The 19,607-nt window shown below is 44.8% G+C and carries 16 protein-coding genes; 12 read left to right on the forward strand and 4 right to left on the reverse strand.

The annotated features are described in order from the left end of the window. Positions 1-17: 17 nt before the first annotated feature. The 4 genes from CLV82_RS12330 (at position 18) to CLV82_RS12345 (ending at position 4,186) form a co-directional block, all read left to right on the forward strand. Entirely contained in the window at positions 18-1,748 is a 1,731-nt protein-coding gene (locus CLV82_RS12330; RefSeq protein ID WP_133644658.1) for a SulP family inorganic anion transporter, read from the forward strand. Between the two features lie 59 nt (positions 1,749-1,807). Next, positions 1,808-3,217 (forward strand): MBL fold metallo-hydrolase, encoded by a 1,410-nt coding sequence (locus CLV82_RS12335; RefSeq protein WP_133644659.1) that lies wholly within the window; start codon positions 1,808-1,810, stop codon positions 3,215-3,217. Positions 3,218-3,411: 194 nt separating this feature from the next. After that, positions 3,412-3,591: a hypothetical protein gene (locus tag CLV82_RS12340; RefSeq protein ID WP_133644660.1), complete on the forward strand. Its 180-nt coding sequence runs from the start codon at positions 3,412-3,414 to the stop codon at positions 3,589-3,591. A 205-nt stretch (positions 3,592-3,796) separates the two neighbouring features. Beyond that, positions 3,797-4,186 carry a four helix bundle protein gene (locus tag CLV82_RS12345; RefSeq protein WP_133644661.1) on the forward strand — a complete coding sequence of 130 codons (390 nt, stop codon included), beginning with the start codon at positions 3,797-3,799 and terminating at the stop codon, positions 4,184-4,186. A gap of 360 nt (positions 4,187-4,546) precedes the next feature. Here CLV82_RS12345 and CLV82_RS12350 read toward each other — a convergent pair whose 3' ends face one another. Next, positions 4,547-5,926: an exonuclease domain-containing protein gene (locus tag CLV82_RS12350; RefSeq protein WP_133644662.1), complete on the reverse strand. Its 1,380-nt coding sequence runs from the start codon at positions 5,924-5,926 to the stop codon at positions 4,547-4,549. Between the two features lie 245 nt (positions 5,927-6,171). Between CLV82_RS12350 and CLV82_RS14770 the strand changes: the two genes are divergently transcribed. Further along, on the forward strand, positions 6,172-6,318 hold the full coding sequence (locus tag CLV82_RS14770) for a hypothetical protein (RefSeq protein WP_166636712.1): 147 nt from the start codon (positions 6,172-6,174) through the stop codon (positions 6,316-6,318). Positions 6,319-7,693: 1,375 nt separating this feature from the next. Next, positions 7,694-8,050 (forward strand): hypothetical protein, encoded by a 357-nt coding sequence (locus CLV82_RS12355; protein WP_133644663.1) that lies wholly within the window; start codon positions 7,694-7,696, stop codon positions 8,048-8,050. A gap of 245 nt (positions 8,051-8,295) precedes the next feature. On the opposite strand, the gene CLV82_RS12360 is transcribed toward CLV82_RS12355, so the two are convergent. Beyond that, positions 8,296-8,439 carry a DUF1338 family protein gene (locus CLV82_RS12360; protein ID WP_166636713.1) on the reverse strand — a complete coding sequence of 48 codons (144 nt, stop codon included), beginning with the start codon at positions 8,437-8,439 and terminating at the stop codon, positions 8,296-8,298. 398 nt (positions 8,440-8,837) lie between these two features. On the opposite strand from CLV82_RS12360, the gene CLV82_RS12365 reads away from it, so the two are divergent. Both CLV82_RS12365 and CLV82_RS12370 read left to right on the forward strand, forming a co-directional pair. Beyond that, positions 8,838-10,286, forward strand: coding sequence for an MBOAT family O-acyltransferase (locus CLV82_RS12365; RefSeq protein ID WP_133644664.1), 1,449 nt, complete (start codon positions 8,838-8,840; stop codon positions 10,284-10,286). A 7-nt stretch (positions 10,287-10,293) separates the two neighbouring features. Then, the gene (locus CLV82_RS12370) at positions 10,294-11,220 is read left to right on the forward strand and encodes a hypothetical protein (protein WP_133644665.1); all 927 of its coding nucleotides are present in this window, start codon (positions 10,294-10,296) and stop codon (positions 11,218-11,220) included. A gap of 688 nt (positions 11,221-11,908) precedes the next feature. Here CLV82_RS12370 and CLV82_RS12375 read toward each other — a convergent pair. After that, on the reverse strand, positions 11,909-12,814 hold the full coding sequence (locus CLV82_RS12375) for a DUF1338 domain-containing protein (RefSeq protein ID WP_133644666.1): 906 nt from the start codon (positions 12,812-12,814) through the stop codon (positions 11,909-11,911). 70 nt (positions 12,815-12,884) lie between these two features. On the opposite strand from CLV82_RS12375, the gene CLV82_RS12380 reads away from it, so the two are divergent. The 4 genes from CLV82_RS12380 (at position 12,885) to CLV82_RS12395 (ending at position 15,870) form a co-directional block, all read left to right on the forward strand. Then, entirely contained in the window at positions 12,885-13,787 is a 903-nt protein-coding gene (locus CLV82_RS12380) for a LysR substrate-binding domain-containing protein (RefSeq protein ID WP_133644667.1), read from the forward strand. 244 nt (positions 13,788-14,031) lie between these two features. Continuing rightward, positions 14,032-14,457, forward strand: coding sequence for a response regulator (locus tag CLV82_RS12385; protein ID WP_243744214.1), 426 nt, complete (start codon positions 14,032-14,034; stop codon positions 14,455-14,457). Beyond that, positions 14,450-15,472: a PAS domain S-box protein gene (locus CLV82_RS12390; RefSeq protein WP_133644669.1), complete on the forward strand. Its 1,023-nt coding sequence runs from the start codon at positions 14,450-14,452 to the stop codon at positions 15,470-15,472. The genes CLV82_RS12385 and CLV82_RS12390 overlap by 8 nt, the downstream gene beginning before the upstream one ends. Then, positions 15,469-15,870 (forward strand): response regulator, encoded by a 402-nt coding sequence (locus tag CLV82_RS12395; RefSeq protein ID WP_133644670.1) that lies wholly within the window; start codon positions 15,469-15,471, stop codon positions 15,868-15,870. The genes CLV82_RS12390 and CLV82_RS12395 overlap by 4 nt, the downstream gene beginning before the upstream one ends. A 5-nt stretch (positions 15,871-15,875) precedes the next feature. Here CLV82_RS12395 and CLV82_RS12400 read toward each other — a convergent pair whose 3' ends face one another. Next, positions 15,876-19,478: a PAS domain-containing sensor histidine kinase gene (locus CLV82_RS12400; RefSeq protein WP_133644671.1), complete on the reverse strand. Its 3,603-nt coding sequence runs from the start codon at positions 19,476-19,478 to the stop codon at positions 15,876-15,878. Positions 19,479-19,607 lie beyond the last annotated feature (129 nt).

Here is a 19,607-nt window from a genome sequence, read left to right on the forward strand (position 1 = left end):
AATACTAACTTTAGCATATGCAAAGAGTTTTTCCTATCCTGGATTGGCTGGGTTCCTATAAGCGGAAAGACCTGCCCAAGGACCTTCTTGCCGGCCTGACCATCGGGATCGTGCTGATCCCCCAGGGGATGGCCTATGCCATGATCGCGGGACTGCCCCCGGTCTATGGTCTGTATGCCGCAGTATTCCCCATAATTGTCTACACCCTGCTGGGTACCTCCCGGCAGCTCGGGGTAGGGCCGGTGGCCATGGATTCCATTTTACTTGCCTCAGGTCTCGGCGCATTATCCATTAACGGCATCGAGAACTATATCGCCCTGGCCATCCTGCTTACCTTCATGGTGGGCGCCCTGCAATTTATCCTGGGAATATCCCGGATGGGATTCCTGGTCAACTTCCTCTCCAGGCCGGTGATCAGCGGGTTCACATCTGCTGCAGCGATCATCATCATCTTCAGCCAGTTAAAGCACCTGCTTGGAACGGAAGTTGCAGCACGGGCGGATTTTGTAAACACCTTCATCCAGAGTATCCAAAGTATCCCGGATACGCATGTTTTCACTTTGGTGATTGGTTTGGCAGCTATTGTTGCAATCATCCTGTTACGCAGGTTCGTTCCGAGGATCCCGGGAATTCTCATTGTAGTGGTGCTGGCGATCATTGGCGCCTCGGCCTTTGACTGGATCGGGTACGGAGTCGAAGTTGTAGGTGCCATCCCTGAAGGCCTGCCTACTTTTAATGTTCCATCCTTCAGCCTCAAGTACATGCAGCAACTGTTCCCGACAGCGATCACCCTGGCGGTGATCGGATTTACCCAGGCCATCTCCATCGCGCAGTCCCTGGAGGAGAAGAATAACAGGGATGCCGTAGACCCGAACAAGGAACTTATCGCCCTGGGCTCGGCAAATATCATAGGATCATTCTTCCAGTCCTATACGGTCACTGCAAGCTTCTCGCGCACGGCTATCAATTACAAATCCGGCGCACAAACCCTGCTTTCGCTCTTAGTTGGATCCATACTGGTGATCCTGACCCTGCTGTTCCTGACGCCCATCTTTTACTTCTTGCCCAATGCCATCCTTGCGGCCATCATCATGGTATCTGTTGTGGGACTGATAGAGATCAACTACCCCAGGGAACTCTGGAAGCACCAGCGAGACGAATTTTACCTTCTGCTGGCCACCTTCCTGGCCACCCTGATCATGGGAATATTACAGGGGATCGTCCTTGGTGTACTGTTTTCACTTATCCTGATGCTTTACCGCACTTCCAAGCCGCATTTCGCCGTGCTTGGGAAGATCCGTGACTCGGAATATTACAAGAATGTCGATAGGTTTTCCGCGGACGTTGAATTGCGGCCCGACCTGTTGATCGTTCGCTTTGATGGGCAATTGTTCTTTGGGAACAAGAACTATTTTAAAAAGGAACTGAGCCGTTTTGTGAGGGATAAGGGGAAAGAACTGAAATGCGTGATACTGAATTCCGAGGCGATCAATTACATCGATTCTTCTGCCACTTCAATGCTGATACAGCTGATAGATGAACTGCACCGGCAGAACATTTCCTTCTACATGTCCGGTGCCATTGGCCCCACCCGGGATATCATCTTTAACAGCGGTATCATTGATAAATTGCCAAAGGAACACCTCTTTCTCCGTATACAGGAGGCGGTAGACTACTACGATAAGAAACATACAGCGACAGAACTGCAGGAGCGCATTGCTTACCAGAGAAAGGGAAAGGGTAACTAAGGTTACAGGAAGGCTGCTTTAATTAATGTATTTTTGTGGGTAAGAAAACAACAATCATCATGCATATAGAACAGATATACACCGGATGCCTTGCCCAGGGCGCTTATTATATAGAAAGCGAAGGGGAAGCGGCCATTATTGACCCGCTGAGAGAGGTAGAGCCCTACCTGAAACGTGCCAGGAAGAATGGAGCCGAGATCAAATATATTTTCGAGACGCATTTTCATGCCGACTTTGTCAGCGGGCACGTGACCCTGGCGAAGGAGAGTGGGGCACCCATCGTTTACGGACCAAAGGCCAACCCGAGTTTTGATGCCATTATTGCTGAAGACGGACAGGTATTTAAACTGGGAGCAGTTACTATTACTGCCCTGCATACTCCCGGTCACACCATGGAAAGTACCACCTACCTGCTGAAGGATGAGAATGGGAAAGACCACGCTATCTTTTCAGGAGACACCCTTTTCCTGGGGGATGTAGGAAGACCGGATCTTGCACAGAAATCCGCCACGATGACAAAAGAGGATCTTGCCGGACTTTTATATGACAGCCTGCGGAACAAGATCATGCCCCTGGCCGATGACGTGATCGTATACCCTGCTCATGGTGCCGGTTCTGCCTGTGGTAAGAATATGATGAAGGAGACCGTGGATACCCTGGGGAACCAGAAAAAGATGAATTACGCCCTGCGTGCCGATATGAGCAAGGAGGAATTTATTGCCGAGGTGACAGACGGACTGCTGCCTCCGCCAAAATATTTCCCGCTCAACGTGAAGATGAATAAAGAGGGGTATGAAGATATAGGGGAAGTGCTGGAACGTGGGAACACCGCTTTCAGCCCCGACGAATTTGAAGAAGCGGTGAACGAGACCGGGGCGATCGTCCTCGATGTACGCCACCAGGAAGAATTTGTGAAAGGACACATTCCGCGCTCGCTTTTCATCGGGCTTAACGGGGATTTTGCGCCCTGGGTAGGAGCCCTTATCGCCGACGTAAAGCAACCCATTTTACTGGTTGTCCCGGAAGGAAAAGAAGAAGAAACGGTGACCCGGCTTAGTCGGGTTGGTTTTGACCATACCCTGGGATACCTCAAAGGGGGCATCGAAGCCTGGAAAGCCGCCGGGAAGGAATTGGATGCTATCACCTCCCTTTCCGTGGATGAGGTCAGGAAAGACCTGCAGGCAGCTGCTAAACCGGTCTATGATGTCCGTAAGGAGAGCGAATACGAGAACAGCCACCTGCCGGGAGCTCATAATACCCCGCTGTCTGAGCTGAACAGTTATATGAAAGAATTTCCTTCGGAGGAGCCGTTCTACGTGCATTGTGCAGGGGGTTACCGCTCCGTGATCGCAGCTTCGATCTTAAAGAGCCGTGGCATACACAACCTGGTGGATATCGCAGGTGGATTCGGGGCTATGAAGAAAGGTGGAATAGAGGTGACGGATGCCCAGTGCAGCTCTTCTGTTTAAACCTTGAAAAGGAAGATATAACAGCGCCCCTTTAGGGGCGTTTTTTTATCGTATAACGTTAAATTTTTTAACAGCTACCTGCCTCATTATCTGCGCCTTTTGATTAATTTGCAATTGTTAAATAAATCATAATTCATAAAAGGATTCTGTGTAAATATGGGATTGCTTTCTAATTTTCCCGCTAAAACCATTGCATGCGCGATTTTATTAAGGGTATTGGCGGATTAAACTTCGTGATGTTGTTGCTGGTGATCTCCATCATCATCGTCTCGGAAATCATGTTTTTCCAAGGGAATAAGCTTGATGCCATTTTTATTGGTCTCTGGGCTCCCACCATTTTAGGATTTATGATCTACCTTAAAAAACACCGGTGATGGACTTTATATTAGGATATTCCATTGTAGTGACCGTGGTCTTCATGGTCTGGCTGGTGTTTGTTATACAGATGTACAGGAAATTAAAATGAGCCGCTTTCAGCGGCTTTTTAATTTCCTGGTTCGCAGTTCGCGGTTCACGGTTAATTTTTCCCTGCTTTTTCATTGCACTGTAAATCTATATTCTTCATGAAATTTGAATGATATGGGGACAGTACAGCGCTTTGAAAAATTGGCAATATGGACGTTGGCACGAAAACTCAATCACCGTACCTATCTCTTGATCAGGACCACCTCCCTCGGTAGTGATTTTGTTCTCCGGAATCAAATTGATAAGAGTGCCGGTTCTGTAATGGATAATATAGCTGAAGGATTTGAAAGAGAAGGAAACAAGGAGTTTATTTATTTCCTGAGTGTTGCGAAAGGGTCATGTGGGGAATGGAGATCACAATTGATGCGTGCTTACGATCGTGATCACGTGAATGAAAATGAATTCCAAGAGTTGGACGAGAGTGCGCTGACCCTTATTAAAAAGATAAAGACCTTGATAAATTACCTGAATAGATCAAGATTTAAGGGCAGTAAGTTTAAATGATTTAGTTTTAAACCGCAAACCGCAAACCGCAAACCGCAAACCGCAAACCGCAAACCGCAAACCGCAAACCTCGAACCATCCTGTGACATAGGTACATAGGTACAGAGTGACATATGGTGACAATGGGGACAATAGTGACATGCTACTAACATCAATCCATACATCCTGAGTTTAATTAAGCAAACCGCGAACGGCGAACCGCAAACTTGCCTGCCCCTGGCAGGCTGCGAACAGCCGCAGGCGCCCTTCGCCCCTCAAACCTCGAACCTCAAACCTCGTACTTCCTGCCTCTGGCAGGCCTCAAACTTCAAACCTCAAACCTCGAACCTCAAACCTCGAACTTCCTGCCTCTGGCAGGCCTCAAACCTCAAACTTCAAACCTCGAACTATCCTCCCCGGATTCTTCACCAGGTAACTCTTCACCAGCCGCTCGGTTTCGATCGTGTTCTTTTGCGGGGTATGGAAGGCCATCAGGTCGTCCAGGTTCTGGATAGGGCTGTCTTTGGGGACAAAACCATAACCGCTGTAACGACCGCCCTGGACCAGGATAAAGGCATCTTCTTCCGGGGTGCGTCCTTTTTCGCGGATGACCAGGTCTTCGTGGCTGTCCTGCATGTCTTGAATAGCGGCAGCGACTTTAGTGTTGTAGTCTTCCACGGATTCCTGTTCCCGGCAGATACCATCGCACTGGGGGATGCGGAAGTGGGAGCAGTGGGTAACTTTATCCTGCAGGTGGCAGTACTTGGCGCAGAGGCGGTATTCCTTGCAGACCTGTTCCAGGAAGAGCCGGCAATCCGTGGTGCTGTAAAAGGTGGCCAGGGGTACGGGTACCAGTTTGGTCTTGTTAAAGGCCAGGTGTTTAATTCCCAACCGGTCTTCATAGCTGAAGATACTGTAGGGCACCACGTTCCGTTTCTGTGCCCGGTTAAAGGGTGGGTAATGCTTTTTGATCGCAGCCGATTCCATCAGCAGGGCCAGCAGCTCGTTCCCCGAGCATTCAAAATCGATATGGGCCGTCTCGCGGCAGAGCCGGACTTCGTTATCGGACTTGTCGTAGAAATGGGAGAGAACTCTTTTTTTGATATTGATTGCTTTCCCAACATAAAGGATAGAACCCTTGGCATCCTTAAAAATATAGATGCCTGTTTTGGAGGGCAGTTCATCATACGTCTGTTTGGATAAACCGGGGGGCATTGTGGCCTCCTGCGACCTGGAATTCAGGAAATTATGCAGCACCGACTCGGAATCCGGGGCGCGTAGTATTTTTTCGAACAAAAGAACGGTGGCATGGGCGTCACCTTCAGCCCTGTGCCTGTCTTTCAGGGGGATACCCATGGCGGCACATAATTTTCCCAGGCTGTAGGAGTGATAGCCGGGAAACAATTTCCGGGAGAGGCGGACAGTACAAAGTCTTTTCCGACTAAAATCTATACCCAGGTCCTTGAATTCGTTTTTGATAACGTAATAGTCAAAGTTCACGCTGTGGGCCACGAAGATGGAATCCTTGGTAATCTCCTGGATCCGGGGTACGATCTCTTCCAGGGTAGGGGCATTGCGCACCATATCATCATCAATGCCGGTAAGCCCGGTGATAAAGGCGGGGATGGGGCATTGGGGGTTCACCAGGGAGGTAAAACGATCGGTGATCTCCTGCCCGTTATGGCGGAAAACAGCGATCTCGGTGATGCGGTTTCCCCGTATCCCGTTCCCGGTGGTTTCTATGTCTATGATGGTGTACACTGATGAAGGCTGCTGAGCCTTGCAAAGGTAGGTCTTTTTGCAGTTGGAAGAAAAAGTCTTCTTACAACACGAAGTTTTGTCTTACAGCTTTTTTGCGAAAAAACTAACGATTTAGGGAAATCACTAATTTTTATGTGCTGATTATGAGGTTATACCTATAATTTTTTTATTTTCGGCAGCGTTTAACGAAAACCCTTTCGTGCCTGACCAGCATGATTCCCCCAGGGGCGAACCAACCAAGTACAATGTTGACCCTTCAAGAATACATCGGTGTTTTCCTGGCATTGCTGTGCCTTATCCTGATCATCATGATGCTCGCTCCCTATATGTGGAGGGGGGCTAAAGTGATCCTGCGGAAAATAGCGAGAAACCGGGAGTCGGGGGAGCGGTAATATTCCGTCATACCGTCACACAGTCACACCGTCAAACAGATTATTACCAGCTCAAATTCCGAACTGCGAACAGCGAACCGCAAACTGCAAACTACATCCTCGAACCTCAAACTTCGAACCTCAAACTATGACGTCATACCGAGACACGGTCACGCCGTCAAACAGGTTATTACCAGCTCAAATTCCGAATTGCGAACTGCGGACCGCAAACCGCAAACTACTTCCTCAAACCTCAAACTTCGAACCTCAAACTATGACGTCATACCGGGACACGGTCACGCCGTCAAACAGATTATTACCAGCTCAAATTCCGAATTGCGAACTGCGGACCGCAAACCGCAAACTACTTCCTCAAACTTCAAACTTCGAACCTCAAACTATGACGTCATACCGAGACACGGTCATTCCGTCAAACAATTTTATACCCCAGGCCTCCATACTCCAGTCTGCGAACAGCGAACCTCAAACTGCAAACTACATCCTCAAACCTCAAACTTCGAACCTCAAACTATGACGTCATACCGGGACACGGTCATGCCGGCAAACAGATTATTACCAGCATTCAAATTCCGAACTGCGAACCGCGAACTGCGAATAGCCGGTGTCGCCCCTCGAACCTCAAGTTATCTAGTTACAAAGGTACATAGGTACACAGTGACATAGGGTGACAATGGGGACAGAAGGGACAAAGAAATACTTCCAACTGCATACTGCCGACAGGCCATTGGAGGCAAGCTGCAAACTGCAAACAGCGAACTGCGAACAGCCGAAGGCTCCCCTCGAACCTCAAACTACACCCTCAAACCTCAAATTTACCTGCCGAAGGCAGGCCTCGAACCCCCTTCCCTTTCATCGATATTCCATAGCTAATTTTCGAAAGAATAATCTTACAACTGAAGAATAGTCTGACAAACCGATCTGCTCAGGTAGTAAAAAATGTTAAAAAAGGGCTATCAAATTCATAATCAAAACATGGCGTAAATGAGATTATGGAATTTTACTATCGGAAAAGTACTACAAAAGGACCGTTTAACTGTTAAAATGAACCGTTGAGAAGAAAATATGTGCTCGATTAAATGAATATATTCTATGTTCGCAAAAAATTCTGGTACGGATATTTGCAATTAAGTTAGTGATGTTCCGGCCAATATTATTAAATAAAATTTAAGACCGATATCCGTATATAAGGTCGTGAATCTGTTGGGGGAATGGGTTCGCACCTTTGAGGGTGTCGGTCTCTTTTGTATTACCTATTCACTCTTTCTCGAGTATGTGCGAATTCCTCTAAAAAATTCCCTTCTTCACTCTAATTAATTTAATTTTATTGTCTAATCCTTTTTATAAAAGGAAATCTTCTTTATTTAAGCAATAATCTATGAGCAGAATAATAACAGTATTAAGTCTTTTTATCTTTTTAAATTTTACCAACTCATATGCTCAATTAGAAAAAGACAAAGTATTGCATTTTACAGCCGGTGCGGTGGCGGGCGCAGGAGGGGCCTTTATAGCCTCTGAGCTATCAGGCCATAATAGATTTTGGACTTTTACCGGCTCAGTCGCTGCGAGTCTGCTTGTTGGTGTGGCTAAAGAAGCTATTGACCAGAAAAATTATAATGGATGGGATAATGCTGATTTAGGGGCCACGGTTCTAGGTGGTGTTACTACTGGTGTAGTAATTGATATTTTTACCGGGGTTTCCAGGAGGAAGAATAAGCAGACATTGAATTATTGATAGCGTAATAGTACGCTCTGGGGTGACATGATTTCTATATGTCGACTGCTAATTTACCTACTTGGCCAACTTTCAGGCGAGCAGGTAGGCCTCTAACTACCACATGAAGTAGTGAGACGGTTACGCGGTGACACGGGCCGCCCAACTGAACGTCGTTTTGGAGGGTGATACGAGCACGGCAGGCTTTGAACCGTGAACCGCAAACCGCAAACTACTTCCTCGAACCTCGAACTTCAAACTTCAAACTACCGGCCTGTCTGCTCCCTATACGTACTCTCAAAGATCTTATCGGCGTTGGCCGATTCAAACCCGTCCCGGCGGTGTTCCCTCCTGATCTCCGATTCCGGCAGGTGACGGTATTCGGGTAGCACGAGTCGCTCTGCGAACACCCCGGGATTTGAATGGTCTGAACCCTAGTAAATTCCGCTACTATCATATTCGCCATTGTCTGCTCTGCTCTAAAAGTCTCACGGTATTCAATTTTGTGAATATGCCTTCAGAAAAGGATGCTGTTAGGATTGCCCTCTTTAAAGACTTATAAAATTAACTGCTAAGAGAATGTTTATTTCTCTCTTTCATGTTTTCCATATCTCATTCAAACTTAAAGCCCTGTTCAATGCTGTAATAGGGTAAAATAAATTTAATATTTATTTGAGTTAAAATTGGCCTGCAGAAACTCTTGAATTTTCCATATTTTTGCCCGTCAAAAAAAATCTCCATATCGTCCAACTCAAAAAATTATTTGCAATTATTTTGTTGGATCTCTTAACTTTAATGCTAGAATTCTGTGCTTTTTAATTCTCTAGATTTTGCCATTTTTTTACCGGTAGTATTCGTATTATATTGGTTCTTGTTCAGGACCAAATTACAAGCTCAGAATTTATTAATAGTAGCTGCAAGTTACCTCTTTTATGGTTGGTGGGATTACAGGTTCTTATCTCTCATATTATTCAGCACCATAGTGGATTACGGTGTAGGTTTAGCTTTAAATAATGCCAATAATGCGATTAAGAAAAAGATCCTATTATGGATAAGTATAAGTGTTAATCTCGGATTTCTTGGATTCTTCAAATATTATAATTTTTTCCTCGATAATTTTCATAATGCATTCTCCTTTTTTGGCTATCAGTTAAATGCCAATTCTCTGAATATTATTTTACCGGTAGGGATCAGTTTTTATACTTTTCAAACTCTCAGTTATACCATTGATGTTTATCGCGGCAACCTAAAACCTACACGTAATTTCATATCATTTGCAGCCTTTGTCAGCTTCTTTCCACAATTAGTGGCTGGGCCGATTGAAAGGGCAACACATCTATTACCTCAATTCTATAAAATTCGAAAATTCGATTACACTCTGGCAGTCTTGGGCTCCAGGCAAATTTTGTGGGGTTTGTTTAAGAAAATTGTTATTGCAGATAATTCAGCGGAAATTGCCAATCAAATATTCAATAATTCAGACGTCTATTCCGGACCTACTTTATTGATAGGTGCATTTTTCTTTACTTTTCAGATTTACGGTGATTTTTCAGGTTACTCGGATATTGCAATTGGAACCTCAAGGTTGTTTGGCTTCGACCTTATGAAGAATTTTGCATATCCCTATTTTTCTAGGGATATAGCAGAATTTTGGCGGAGATGGCACATTTCGTTGTCGACATGGTTTAGGGATTACCTTTATATTCCACTCGGTGGGAGTCGAGGGGGTACATGGCTCAAGGTAAGAAATACCTTCATTATTTTTCTAGTTAGCGGTTTTTGGCATGGGGCCAACTGGACTTTTATCGTTTGGGGGGGATTAAATGCAATTTATTTTCTTCCTCTTTTGTTACTAAAGAGAAATCGCGTACACACTGATGTAGTGGCTGAAGGAAAAATATTTCCCTCACCCCGTGAAATATTGGCTATGGGTTCTACTTTCCTTCTTACAGTTTTGGCATGGATTTTTTTCAGGGCAGAAAACGTCACACATGCATTGAGCTATATTGGAGGGATTTTCGAATTCAGTAATTGGACAGTGCCCGACTTTACAGAGATTAATCATGCAGTAATAATTTTTTATTTAATCATCTTTCTTGTCTTTATCGAATGGTTGGGGAGAGAAAATGAATTCGCTTTGGAGAAGATACATTTTGCACCTTATCGTTCGCTGAGATGGGGCTTTTACATGGCGGTAATTCTACTGATGTTTATTTATACCGGTAATCAGCAACAATTCATTTATTTTCAATTCTAACAGTAATATGAGAAAATATTTGTTGAATATTTTAATATTTTTTTTCTGCGCGTGGATTCTGGGTGAGATAATTATCCGCGTGTTTCACCTAGTTCCAGATATTCCTAAAAGAATTATTGAACCGGAAATGGGACTGCAGATTTATGAACCCGGACAGAGTGGTTACTATACAATGGCTGAGGAAAAATGGAAGGTTAACCAGCATGGATGGGTAGGGGTCGCCAATTCAGGAAAAAAGGCTCAGATTTCTGTAATTGGCGATTCTTATATTGAGAATCTTATGAATCCCCTACGATGTCACCAGGGGTATCTCCTGGAAAATTTACTGAAAGATTATTCTGTCTTTGAAGCAGGTAGATCAGGGGTCACTTTTATAGAAGCATTACAGATTTCAAAATTGCTAGACCCTAAGATAAACCCTAAATACCACCTGATATATGTGAATGAAGGGGATTTCAAGGAAAGTATAGCAGGAATACGTAGGTATAAAGACAGGGTACAAATAGATTTGGAACAGAAAAGAATATTACAAGCGGAACTTAAATCACCTGTTGCGAAACAAATTCTATATTCGAATAAGTTCCTGTATTATCTCTATTTAAGGTTTCCCTTATTCGTGAGTGATCAGGACAAGAATAAAGTGGTCATAAATAAAACAGATAATAAAAAGTTCCACCAGGCTTTGATAGATCTTTTTGAGTTTTGTGAGGATGAATTTGATACTAATCGTATAATTTTAGTTTTTCATCCTAACACAGATCCGAATATTCAATCACTCGCGAAAAACGCTGGATTTAATACTATTAGTCTATATAAATCGGAAGAGGACAATTGGTCAATAAGCAGTGAAGATCCTCATTGGTCTTGTTATGGGCATCAACAGGCAGCGGAACAAATAGCCTCTGAATTCCCAAAACTTCAGGAGGATATCTGATCCATTATTAATATTAAGTGTTCTTATAGGCGTTGAGGCAAATATTCTGGGAATGTTATGTAGGCAAAAAGGGGAATATCTCCCAAACCCCAATCTCCACATTTTTCCTGCCCAGCTAGCCTTTTTTGGACAGAAAGGTAGGCTGCGAACAGCCGAAGGCTCGCCTAGAACTTCAAACCTCGAACCTCAAACTTCAAACTTCAAACTTCCAGGTCACACCGGGATACCGTCACGAAGTAGTGACGCGGTGATGCGGTGGTGCGGTGATACGGTGATGCGGTGACACAGTGACGCAGAAAGGGTACACCTGGGACACAGTTATGCCGTTGAGAATTGATGCGGTGATGTGGGCACGGCAGGCTTCGAATTTACCTACCGTAGGTAGGCTTCGAACCTCAAACTTCAAACTTCAAACTTCCAGGTCATACTGGGACGCACGAATAAGTGACGCGGTGATACGGTGACACGGTGACGCAGAAAGGGTACACCTGGGACATAGTTAAGCCGTGGAGAATTGATGCGGTGATGTGGGCACGGCAGGCTTTGAACCGCAAACCGCAAACCACTTCCTCAAACCTCAAACCTCAAACTTCGAATTTACCTACCGTAGGTAGGCTTCGAACCTCAAATTTACCTGCCGTAGGCAGGCCTCAAACCTCGAATTTACCTGCCGAAGGCAGGCCTCAAACTACCGTCCCGTCTGCTCCCTATACGTACTCTCAAAGATCTTATCGGCGTTGGCCGATTCAAAACCATCGCGGCGGTGTTCCCTCCTGATCTCAGTTGCCGGCAGGTGACGGTATTCGGGTAGCACGAGTCGCTCTGCAAATTCCACGTAACTTCCCGGGATCTCCATGGTCTCACCCCCGGCGAATTCGGCTTCTATCATCTTCGCCACCGTACTGCTCTGTTTCAGGAGTCCGTCTTTACTTACTTTTACTTTCCCGCCGGCCGTATTTAATTTTATTCCTATGCCTTCCAGGAAACGGTTGAACTTCTCTACCGTATTGTATTTATCGCCGAACTCGTGCACGCTCAGGGTATAGTGGTTCAGGTAATAGCGGTTATAGATCACCCAGGCGGCGTATTCACTTTCGGCAGCGAGGGTATTATACTCTTCTACGGTAGGCAGTTCCCATAACGTTTTGTGAAAGAATGCGCCCACCTCTTCGGGGTTGTCCAGGTTTAACTGGTCTACCGGGTCAGCAGTGATGTCCCTGGTATATTTATTAATGATCTTCCTGGATTCTTCGGATAGTTCTTCTACCCGTAATTCGCTCATAAAGATGCGGGGGTATTCCGCCGAGGGCGGGGCATACCAGTAGGCATCCAGCTTCTTGCCGGGGAAATTATGGTAATCCTTCCGGGAGTAGCCGTAGTGCAGGAAGATCTTTTCTAACGATGAAATCCCTAGGTTAGGTACTCCCAGGGTGCGGAAGGCGATATGGTCATTGACGATCTCGGTTTCATCCATAATGATGCCTTCAGCGATCATGGCATTGCTGATCTTCTTTACATCGGGTACCCGTTCTTTGTAGGGTGCAAAAAGCACATCAAAAACGGAATCTAAGGGGGTATTATCTATGGTGATCATGTCATTATCTTTTGTGTTACTCCAAAATTAAACGTAGTTTTAATCGGAACCAATTCTTATTATTGATTGAATGATAAGTAAATCAAATCAATTAGAGCTGCGCGAACTGCGTTCTTTTGTCGTCCTGGCGGGGACATTACATTATGGCAGGGCAGCAGAAGAACTGCACCTGAGCCAGAGTGCCCTCAGTCAGCAGATCATGCAGCTGGAGCGTATGCTTGGTCACAAATTATTTGACCGCACCAACAGGCGGGTAGCCCTTAGCAAGGCCGGGGAACTCTTGTTGCCGGAAGCAGGGCGAATCCTGCAGCAGGTGGAAAGTTCTGTCAGTTCCTGGGAGCGTACCATGGCCGGGCAGGCCGGGCAGCTGAATATCGGGTTCGTGGGCTCTGCCATGCAATCATATCTTCCTCCCCTATTAAAATCCTTTTCGGCCAGCCACCCGGAGATCCGGTTTACGCTGGAGGAACTGACCAATGCCGAGCAACTGGAGGGACTGGAACACGGGTTGATCGATATCGCTTTCATGCGCTCTAACCGGGTTCCGGAGGATGTACAACTGCAGTCGGTTTTCACCGAGAACCTCTGCCTGGTGCTCCCGCAGGACCACCCTTTAGATGCTTCCAGTTTCAGGGATATGAGCCAGGTTGCCGAGGAATCTTTCGTGCTCTTCCCGAACGAGAACAGCCCCCGTTACTACCAGCAGATCCAGAACCTCTGCGCCGATCATGGCTTTAGCCCCAGGATCGCCCACCGTTCCATTCACGGGCCTACTATTTTCAGCCTGGTGGAAAACGGGATGGGTATCTCTATTATTCCGAATTCGTTACGGGATAAACAACAATACAAGGTCAAGTTTATTGAGCTTACCGATATTCCCCAAAAGACCGAACTTTTCGCCGCCTGGAAAAAGGGGAATGAAAATCCTGCACTGCCACGATTCAAACGCGCCATAGATTTAGAAACGAGATAATTAAAAGATAGCTATAGAATATAATATCCGTATGAAGATTATATTTTCCAATTGATACCTGGAAATGTTAATATTTCAAGTTTCCGGGGCATTAAGTTGCTTTATTACAACAGGTTAACTTTCTTTGCGCCCTTTTATGTTCATTTTAACGATAATTTTTTGAAAAATAAATTGTTATAATAGGGTAAAGTAGAAGATTATTTCATTCTGACGTTCCCCACATCCCCCCAAACGAATGGAAAATATGAAGATCTTATTGGTTGAAGACAATGAAGGTGATATCCTGCTCACCCAGGAGGCTTTGTTTGAGAATGATTCTGAAATAGACCTAAAAATTGTCAGGGATGGGCAGTCAGCTCTGGACTATGTTTTTAAAAGAAATCGATATGCGGAAGCAGAGAGTCCGGACCTGATCCTTCTTGATATTAATATTCCGCGAATGAACGGGCACGAAGTGCTTAAGGCTATTAAAACATCGGAATACAGGGCAATTCCCGTGGTCATACTAACCACCTCTACAGCTGAGAACGATATTGTACAGGCCTATACCAATGGCGTTAATGCCTATGTGGTCAAGGATTTTATATTTGAGGATCTCAATCATGTCGTAACCCAGATCCAGTATTTCTGGAATTCTGTAGCTACCTTACCCGTAAAGAAATATGCTTAAGGATAAGAACAGCTACCGTTTACTGATCATTGAAGATAACCTGGGGGATGCAGTTCTTATAGAAGATTACCTGGAAGAATGTTTTAGCCACGTACTTCTTCACAAAGTAGAGACATACCAGCAGGCACGTACTGTTCTCCAATCCTCCAAGACCTTTGACCTTATCTTACTGGATCTTACCTTACCTGACCTCCAGGGGGAAGAGCTTGTAGTCAGAATTCTCGAACTTGCACCCCAAATACCTGTTGTAGCATTAACAGGAGTGAATAACATTGCATTCAGTGTAAAGGCATTGCAGCTGGGAGTGTCTGATTATATCCTGAAAGACGAACTTTCCGCCTTGTCTCTTTACAAGAATATCATCCATAATATTGAGCGAAAAAAATATTACCTGGACCTTAAATCTTCTGAGAAACGCTACAATGATCTTTTTCATTTGAGTCCCCAGCCTATGTGGGTATATGAGCTGGACAGCCTGCGTATACTGGATGTGAATGAAGCTGCGGTACGTCATTATGGGTATACCGAAGAGGAATTCCTGGGCCTGGACTTGTTTGGGTTGCGCCCCCCGGAAGAGCGAATGACCTTACAGGAGAATATCGAGATCATTAAGAATACACGACGCACCTACGGATATGGGGTTTATACTCATATGAAGAAAGATGGTTCCCTCATTACCGTAGAAGTACACGGTAATGAAATGGAATATGATGGACTATATGCCCGGATTGTTACCGTGAATGATATCACCAAATCCCTCAAACATACCGAGGCCATCCAAAATCAGAACGAATTATTGCGCGAGATAGCATGGATCCAGTCACACAAATTGCGTGCACCCTTATCCCGTATGATGGGGTTGTTGGATGTGCTGAAGGACGTACAAAATGCGGATGATCCTGAGGAACTGAAATTTTGCCACGAACAAATAGAAAATTCCGCCAGGGAATTGGATGATATTATCCGCACAATTGTAAATAAGGCAGAAATGTCGCAGGAAATTACGAGCAGATGACCGCGGAAACACTCATCATAGATGATGATAAGGTTATATGTTACCTGCATAAAAGGATCTGTGGCAAAGCCAGCCTGCCTAATCCTACAACATTTTCAGAGCCCTGTGTTGCTCTCGATTACATTTCTCAGCGCAATTCAGAAGATTTTTTCTTCCTGGTCTTTCTGGATATCAATATGCCTGGAAAATCGGGCTGGGATGTTTTGCAGGAACTGGAAGCGCTCTCCCTTACCTCAAAAACTTACATTGTTCTTGTGACGTCCTCTATTGATAAACTGGATAAGGATAAGGCGAAAAATTATCCCCTGGTCCAGGAGTTTGTATCCAAACCCCTGACAGAAACCAAAGCTGCAGAGCTTCTCGAAGCTGCTACTGAATACTGGGAGCCCGGAATCTAGTGTATTTATTTCTTACGAATACTAAACAGGAACGTACTTCCCTGCCCAACTTCGCTCTCTACCATTATAGTGCCTCCTAATTTTTCCACAATTTTTTTCGTGATTGCCAATCCCATCCCTGAACCCTGGATCTTTTTGGTCTGAAGGCGTTGGAAGATAATAAAGATCTTTTCACGAAATTCCTGTTCTATCCCGATCCCATTATCGGTTACTTCAAAGATCCAATGTGTATCTGAGTCCTTCCAGCGAAGTGTTATCACAGGCGGCACTTCTTCCTTACTGTATTTTAAACTGTTATCAATAAGGTTCTGGATTACCTGTGACAATAACACTCGGACTGTATAAACCGTGGGCAGAGGTTCCGGGATAACCAGGGTTGCCTCCTTTTCTTCCAGTAAATTCTTGTACAGGATCTGGATCTCGTCAATGACTTCCTGAACCGGGAATTCCTCCTTGGCCTCCTCGAACTGCCCGACTCTGGAATAATCAAGCAGGTCTTGTATAATGGTTCGCATCCGCTTAGCTCCATCCACCGCGAAATTGATATAGGTCTGGGCTCGTTCGTCCAGCTGGGGTTTATATTTTTTATCTAATTGGGTTAGAAAACTTCCGATCATTCTCAACGGTTCCTGGAGATCATGAGATGCCACATAAGCAAAGTGTTCTAATTCCGTGTTAGATGCTGCTAATTGGCTGTTTTTTTCATACAATTCCTTGTTCAGCAGCAATAATTCTTTCTCGATGGATTTTTTATCCGTAATGTCCTTAGCCACACAGAAAATATCACCTCCTTTGTCAGGAACATTAATACTCCAGGCAAGCCAACGAGGCTCACCGGCCTTGGTCATATACCGAATTTCAAAATAAGGTGTGGCATCCCCGACAACTACCCGTTTAAATTCTTCCACTGATTTTTCAAGGTCTTCCGGGTATACAAATTCCGTAAAATGCCTGCCTATGACCTCAGAGATCTCGTATCCGAAATTCTCAGTAACAGACTGGTTGATTTTTTTAATATAACCCGAAGAATCAGCGGTGCAGATCAGATCGGGCACCGAGGCAAAAATAAGTTCCAACTGGTCCAGCAGCTTTTTGCGACGGATTTCCGATCCCAGGTAATAGGGCATATCCTGTAGACGGCGATCCATCAGATCTTCAGATGAACTGTTTGCTTTGATATTAAATACTACCAGTACACCAATAATTTTCTTTTCAGCAAGCAAAGGAATTCCGTATGCTACATCAAGTCCTAGTTCTTTAGCCTGGCGGTACCTTGTAAAGCCCGAATCTTCAGCTCCGATACCCCTAACATAAATATTTGAAACCTGTTGGTAGATACTGGCATATAGTGCATCATCTTTAGCCAGGTCTACAGTTGATACGTCTTTATAAAAGGAGCTGAATTTGTCATTAATTGCATAACCCGATACAAGCTCCAATTGCTGGTTGTAGTCTCCAAAGAGCCACATTTCGGTAACTTCAGCATTTACGGTCCTGCCAACGGCTTCGGTCACTAAATCCAAGGTGTCCCCAACACTCAGAGAACGAGAAAAGATATGAGAGACCTGCTGAACCAGATCCCGGTTTACCTGTTCCGCTTTCCGAAAGCTTATCTCGCGCTGTATGGAAATATAATGAGTAATATGATTATCATCGTCAACCACAGGGGAAATTGAGAGATTCACATAATAAGGCTCGCCATCTTTACTGTAGTTGACGATATCTACGTCCATTGGCTTATCATTCTCCAATACTTTTAAGGCCTCCCGGATGACTGAAGTGTCCGTTCGGGGGCCATGTAAAATGCGCGGGGTTTGTCCCTTGAGTTCTTTCAACTTGTACCCACTGAGCTTTTCATATGCTGTATTCGCAAAAACAATAGGGTAGTCCGCAGGTGAGATCTCTGGCTTAACTTCAGTGATCAGGATGGCGTCTTTAGTGTTCTTGATGGCCGAAGCATAAAGTTCAAGCCGCCTTTCCTTCTCGTATTCCTCGGTTACATCCTGCATGGCTCCAACCATCCTCACCGCTTTCCCGGACGGGTCCCGGATAATAAAACCACGGTCCTGCAATCTCAGGTAATGTCCATCTGCATGTTTAAACCGGTAGTAACTATTCCAATTCAATGCTTTTCCCTGCAAGGCTTGCTCTAAGCTTTCCTGCACCCTGTCATTATCTTCGGGATGTAATCGGGAGGACCATTCAGAGAAATTAATATTTGGGTCTACATGATCGGTATACCCAAGGTTTTCAGCGAAATTATCACTCCAGTACAGGGCATTATTTTCAATGTCCCAATCATATATGGTATCCCATGTTGCCTGTGAAACATAATCATATCGTTCGTTGATATCACGAAGGGCTGCTTTGTTATTATAGGCTTCAGACTCGTCAACCACCGTAGAGATTACGAGGTCCTGATCAAATAATGGGATTGTATTAATGTTAACTACAAGTCGTTCATTTGTCTTGGTGTATGCCTCTATCTCTTTCCATGCCAGTATACCGTCGCGACCGCTCCCGAGGTACTCTTCAATTTTTTGATAATATTTCTTCCTCAGTTCCGGGTCCGGTACGCACTTCTTTATGACATCGCCGATATCACCCACCTCCTCTAATTTCCATCCTAGGATGGTTGTGAAGTTAGGATTCAAATAAGTTACCCTGCCATCACTTATCCTGTTTACGATGATCCCGAGAGGAATATTGTTAAGAGTAGTCTCGATGAAATCCAGATGATGCTTTATGCTCTGCTCTCTTAATTCCGTATCGGTTATATCCTGGGTAGTTCCGCGGAAAACTAAGGCCTTATTATCTTTGCTCTTTACAAGATGACCCCGCTGGTGCAGCCATTTAATGTTTCCGTTCGGGAGTTTAACCTGGTGCTTCAGATCAAGTGTATCTTTTTCCCCATTTAAAATTAAGGCTATTTCTTTCTCAAAAACGGCTCGATCACCTGGTACAACTAAACGGGCAAAATCTTCATAACCTGCAAGATCAGGTGCAGCCGTCAATTCCATCATTTGACTGATCTCCGCAGACCATTCCAGATGATAGGTATCCAGGTCTAATTCCCAATACCCAAGATGTCCCAAACTGGTAGCCACATCTAACCGCTCCTGTATCTTTTGAAAATTGCGTTTCAGGCGGGTATGTTCAATTATACGGGTACACTGATCTCCTAGCATTCTGAAAGCACTCTCTTCAGATTTGTTTAAACTCCTGGGCTGGGTATTGATCAGGCAAAGAATACCTTTAAGATTTGGAAATTCGGTAGCGAAGGGTAAAGCTGCCAGGTAACCGATTTCTCCTGGTATTTCATATTTATCTCCAAAAATTTCTTTCAGGATATCCCTTTCGTTGGTTTGATAGAATTCGCCTTCCATACGGGAAAGCAAGAATTGGAAGACCGGTTGTCCATAACTCTCACTTTGGTCTTGGGAGTTTCCGCATTCGCAGAAATTATTGACCTCCGAGTCTGCCAGAAAGATCCTCGCGCTAGATACCTGGCAATTATTGGCGGCCAGGAATGCGATGTTCTCAAAATCGGATTTAGGCAAAGCTTGTATAATATCAAAACCTACTTGCCTTTCAGGGGTCCTGCTCATAAGTGAAACATTATGGGGGAATCGGTCAGCCGTAAAAATAACTTTTTATTATAAAAGGAAGTGCATGCTTCTTTCCTCGAAGTCAAATAGCCATAGGTGTGACCGGCAGTCTTCTTAGTACCGGATATC

The sequence above is a fragment of the Zeaxanthinibacter enoshimensis genome, from assembly GCF_004362865.1.
Taxonomy (GTDB): domain Bacteria; phylum Bacteroidota; class Bacteroidia; order Flavobacteriales; family Flavobacteriaceae; genus Zeaxanthinibacter; species Zeaxanthinibacter enoshimensis.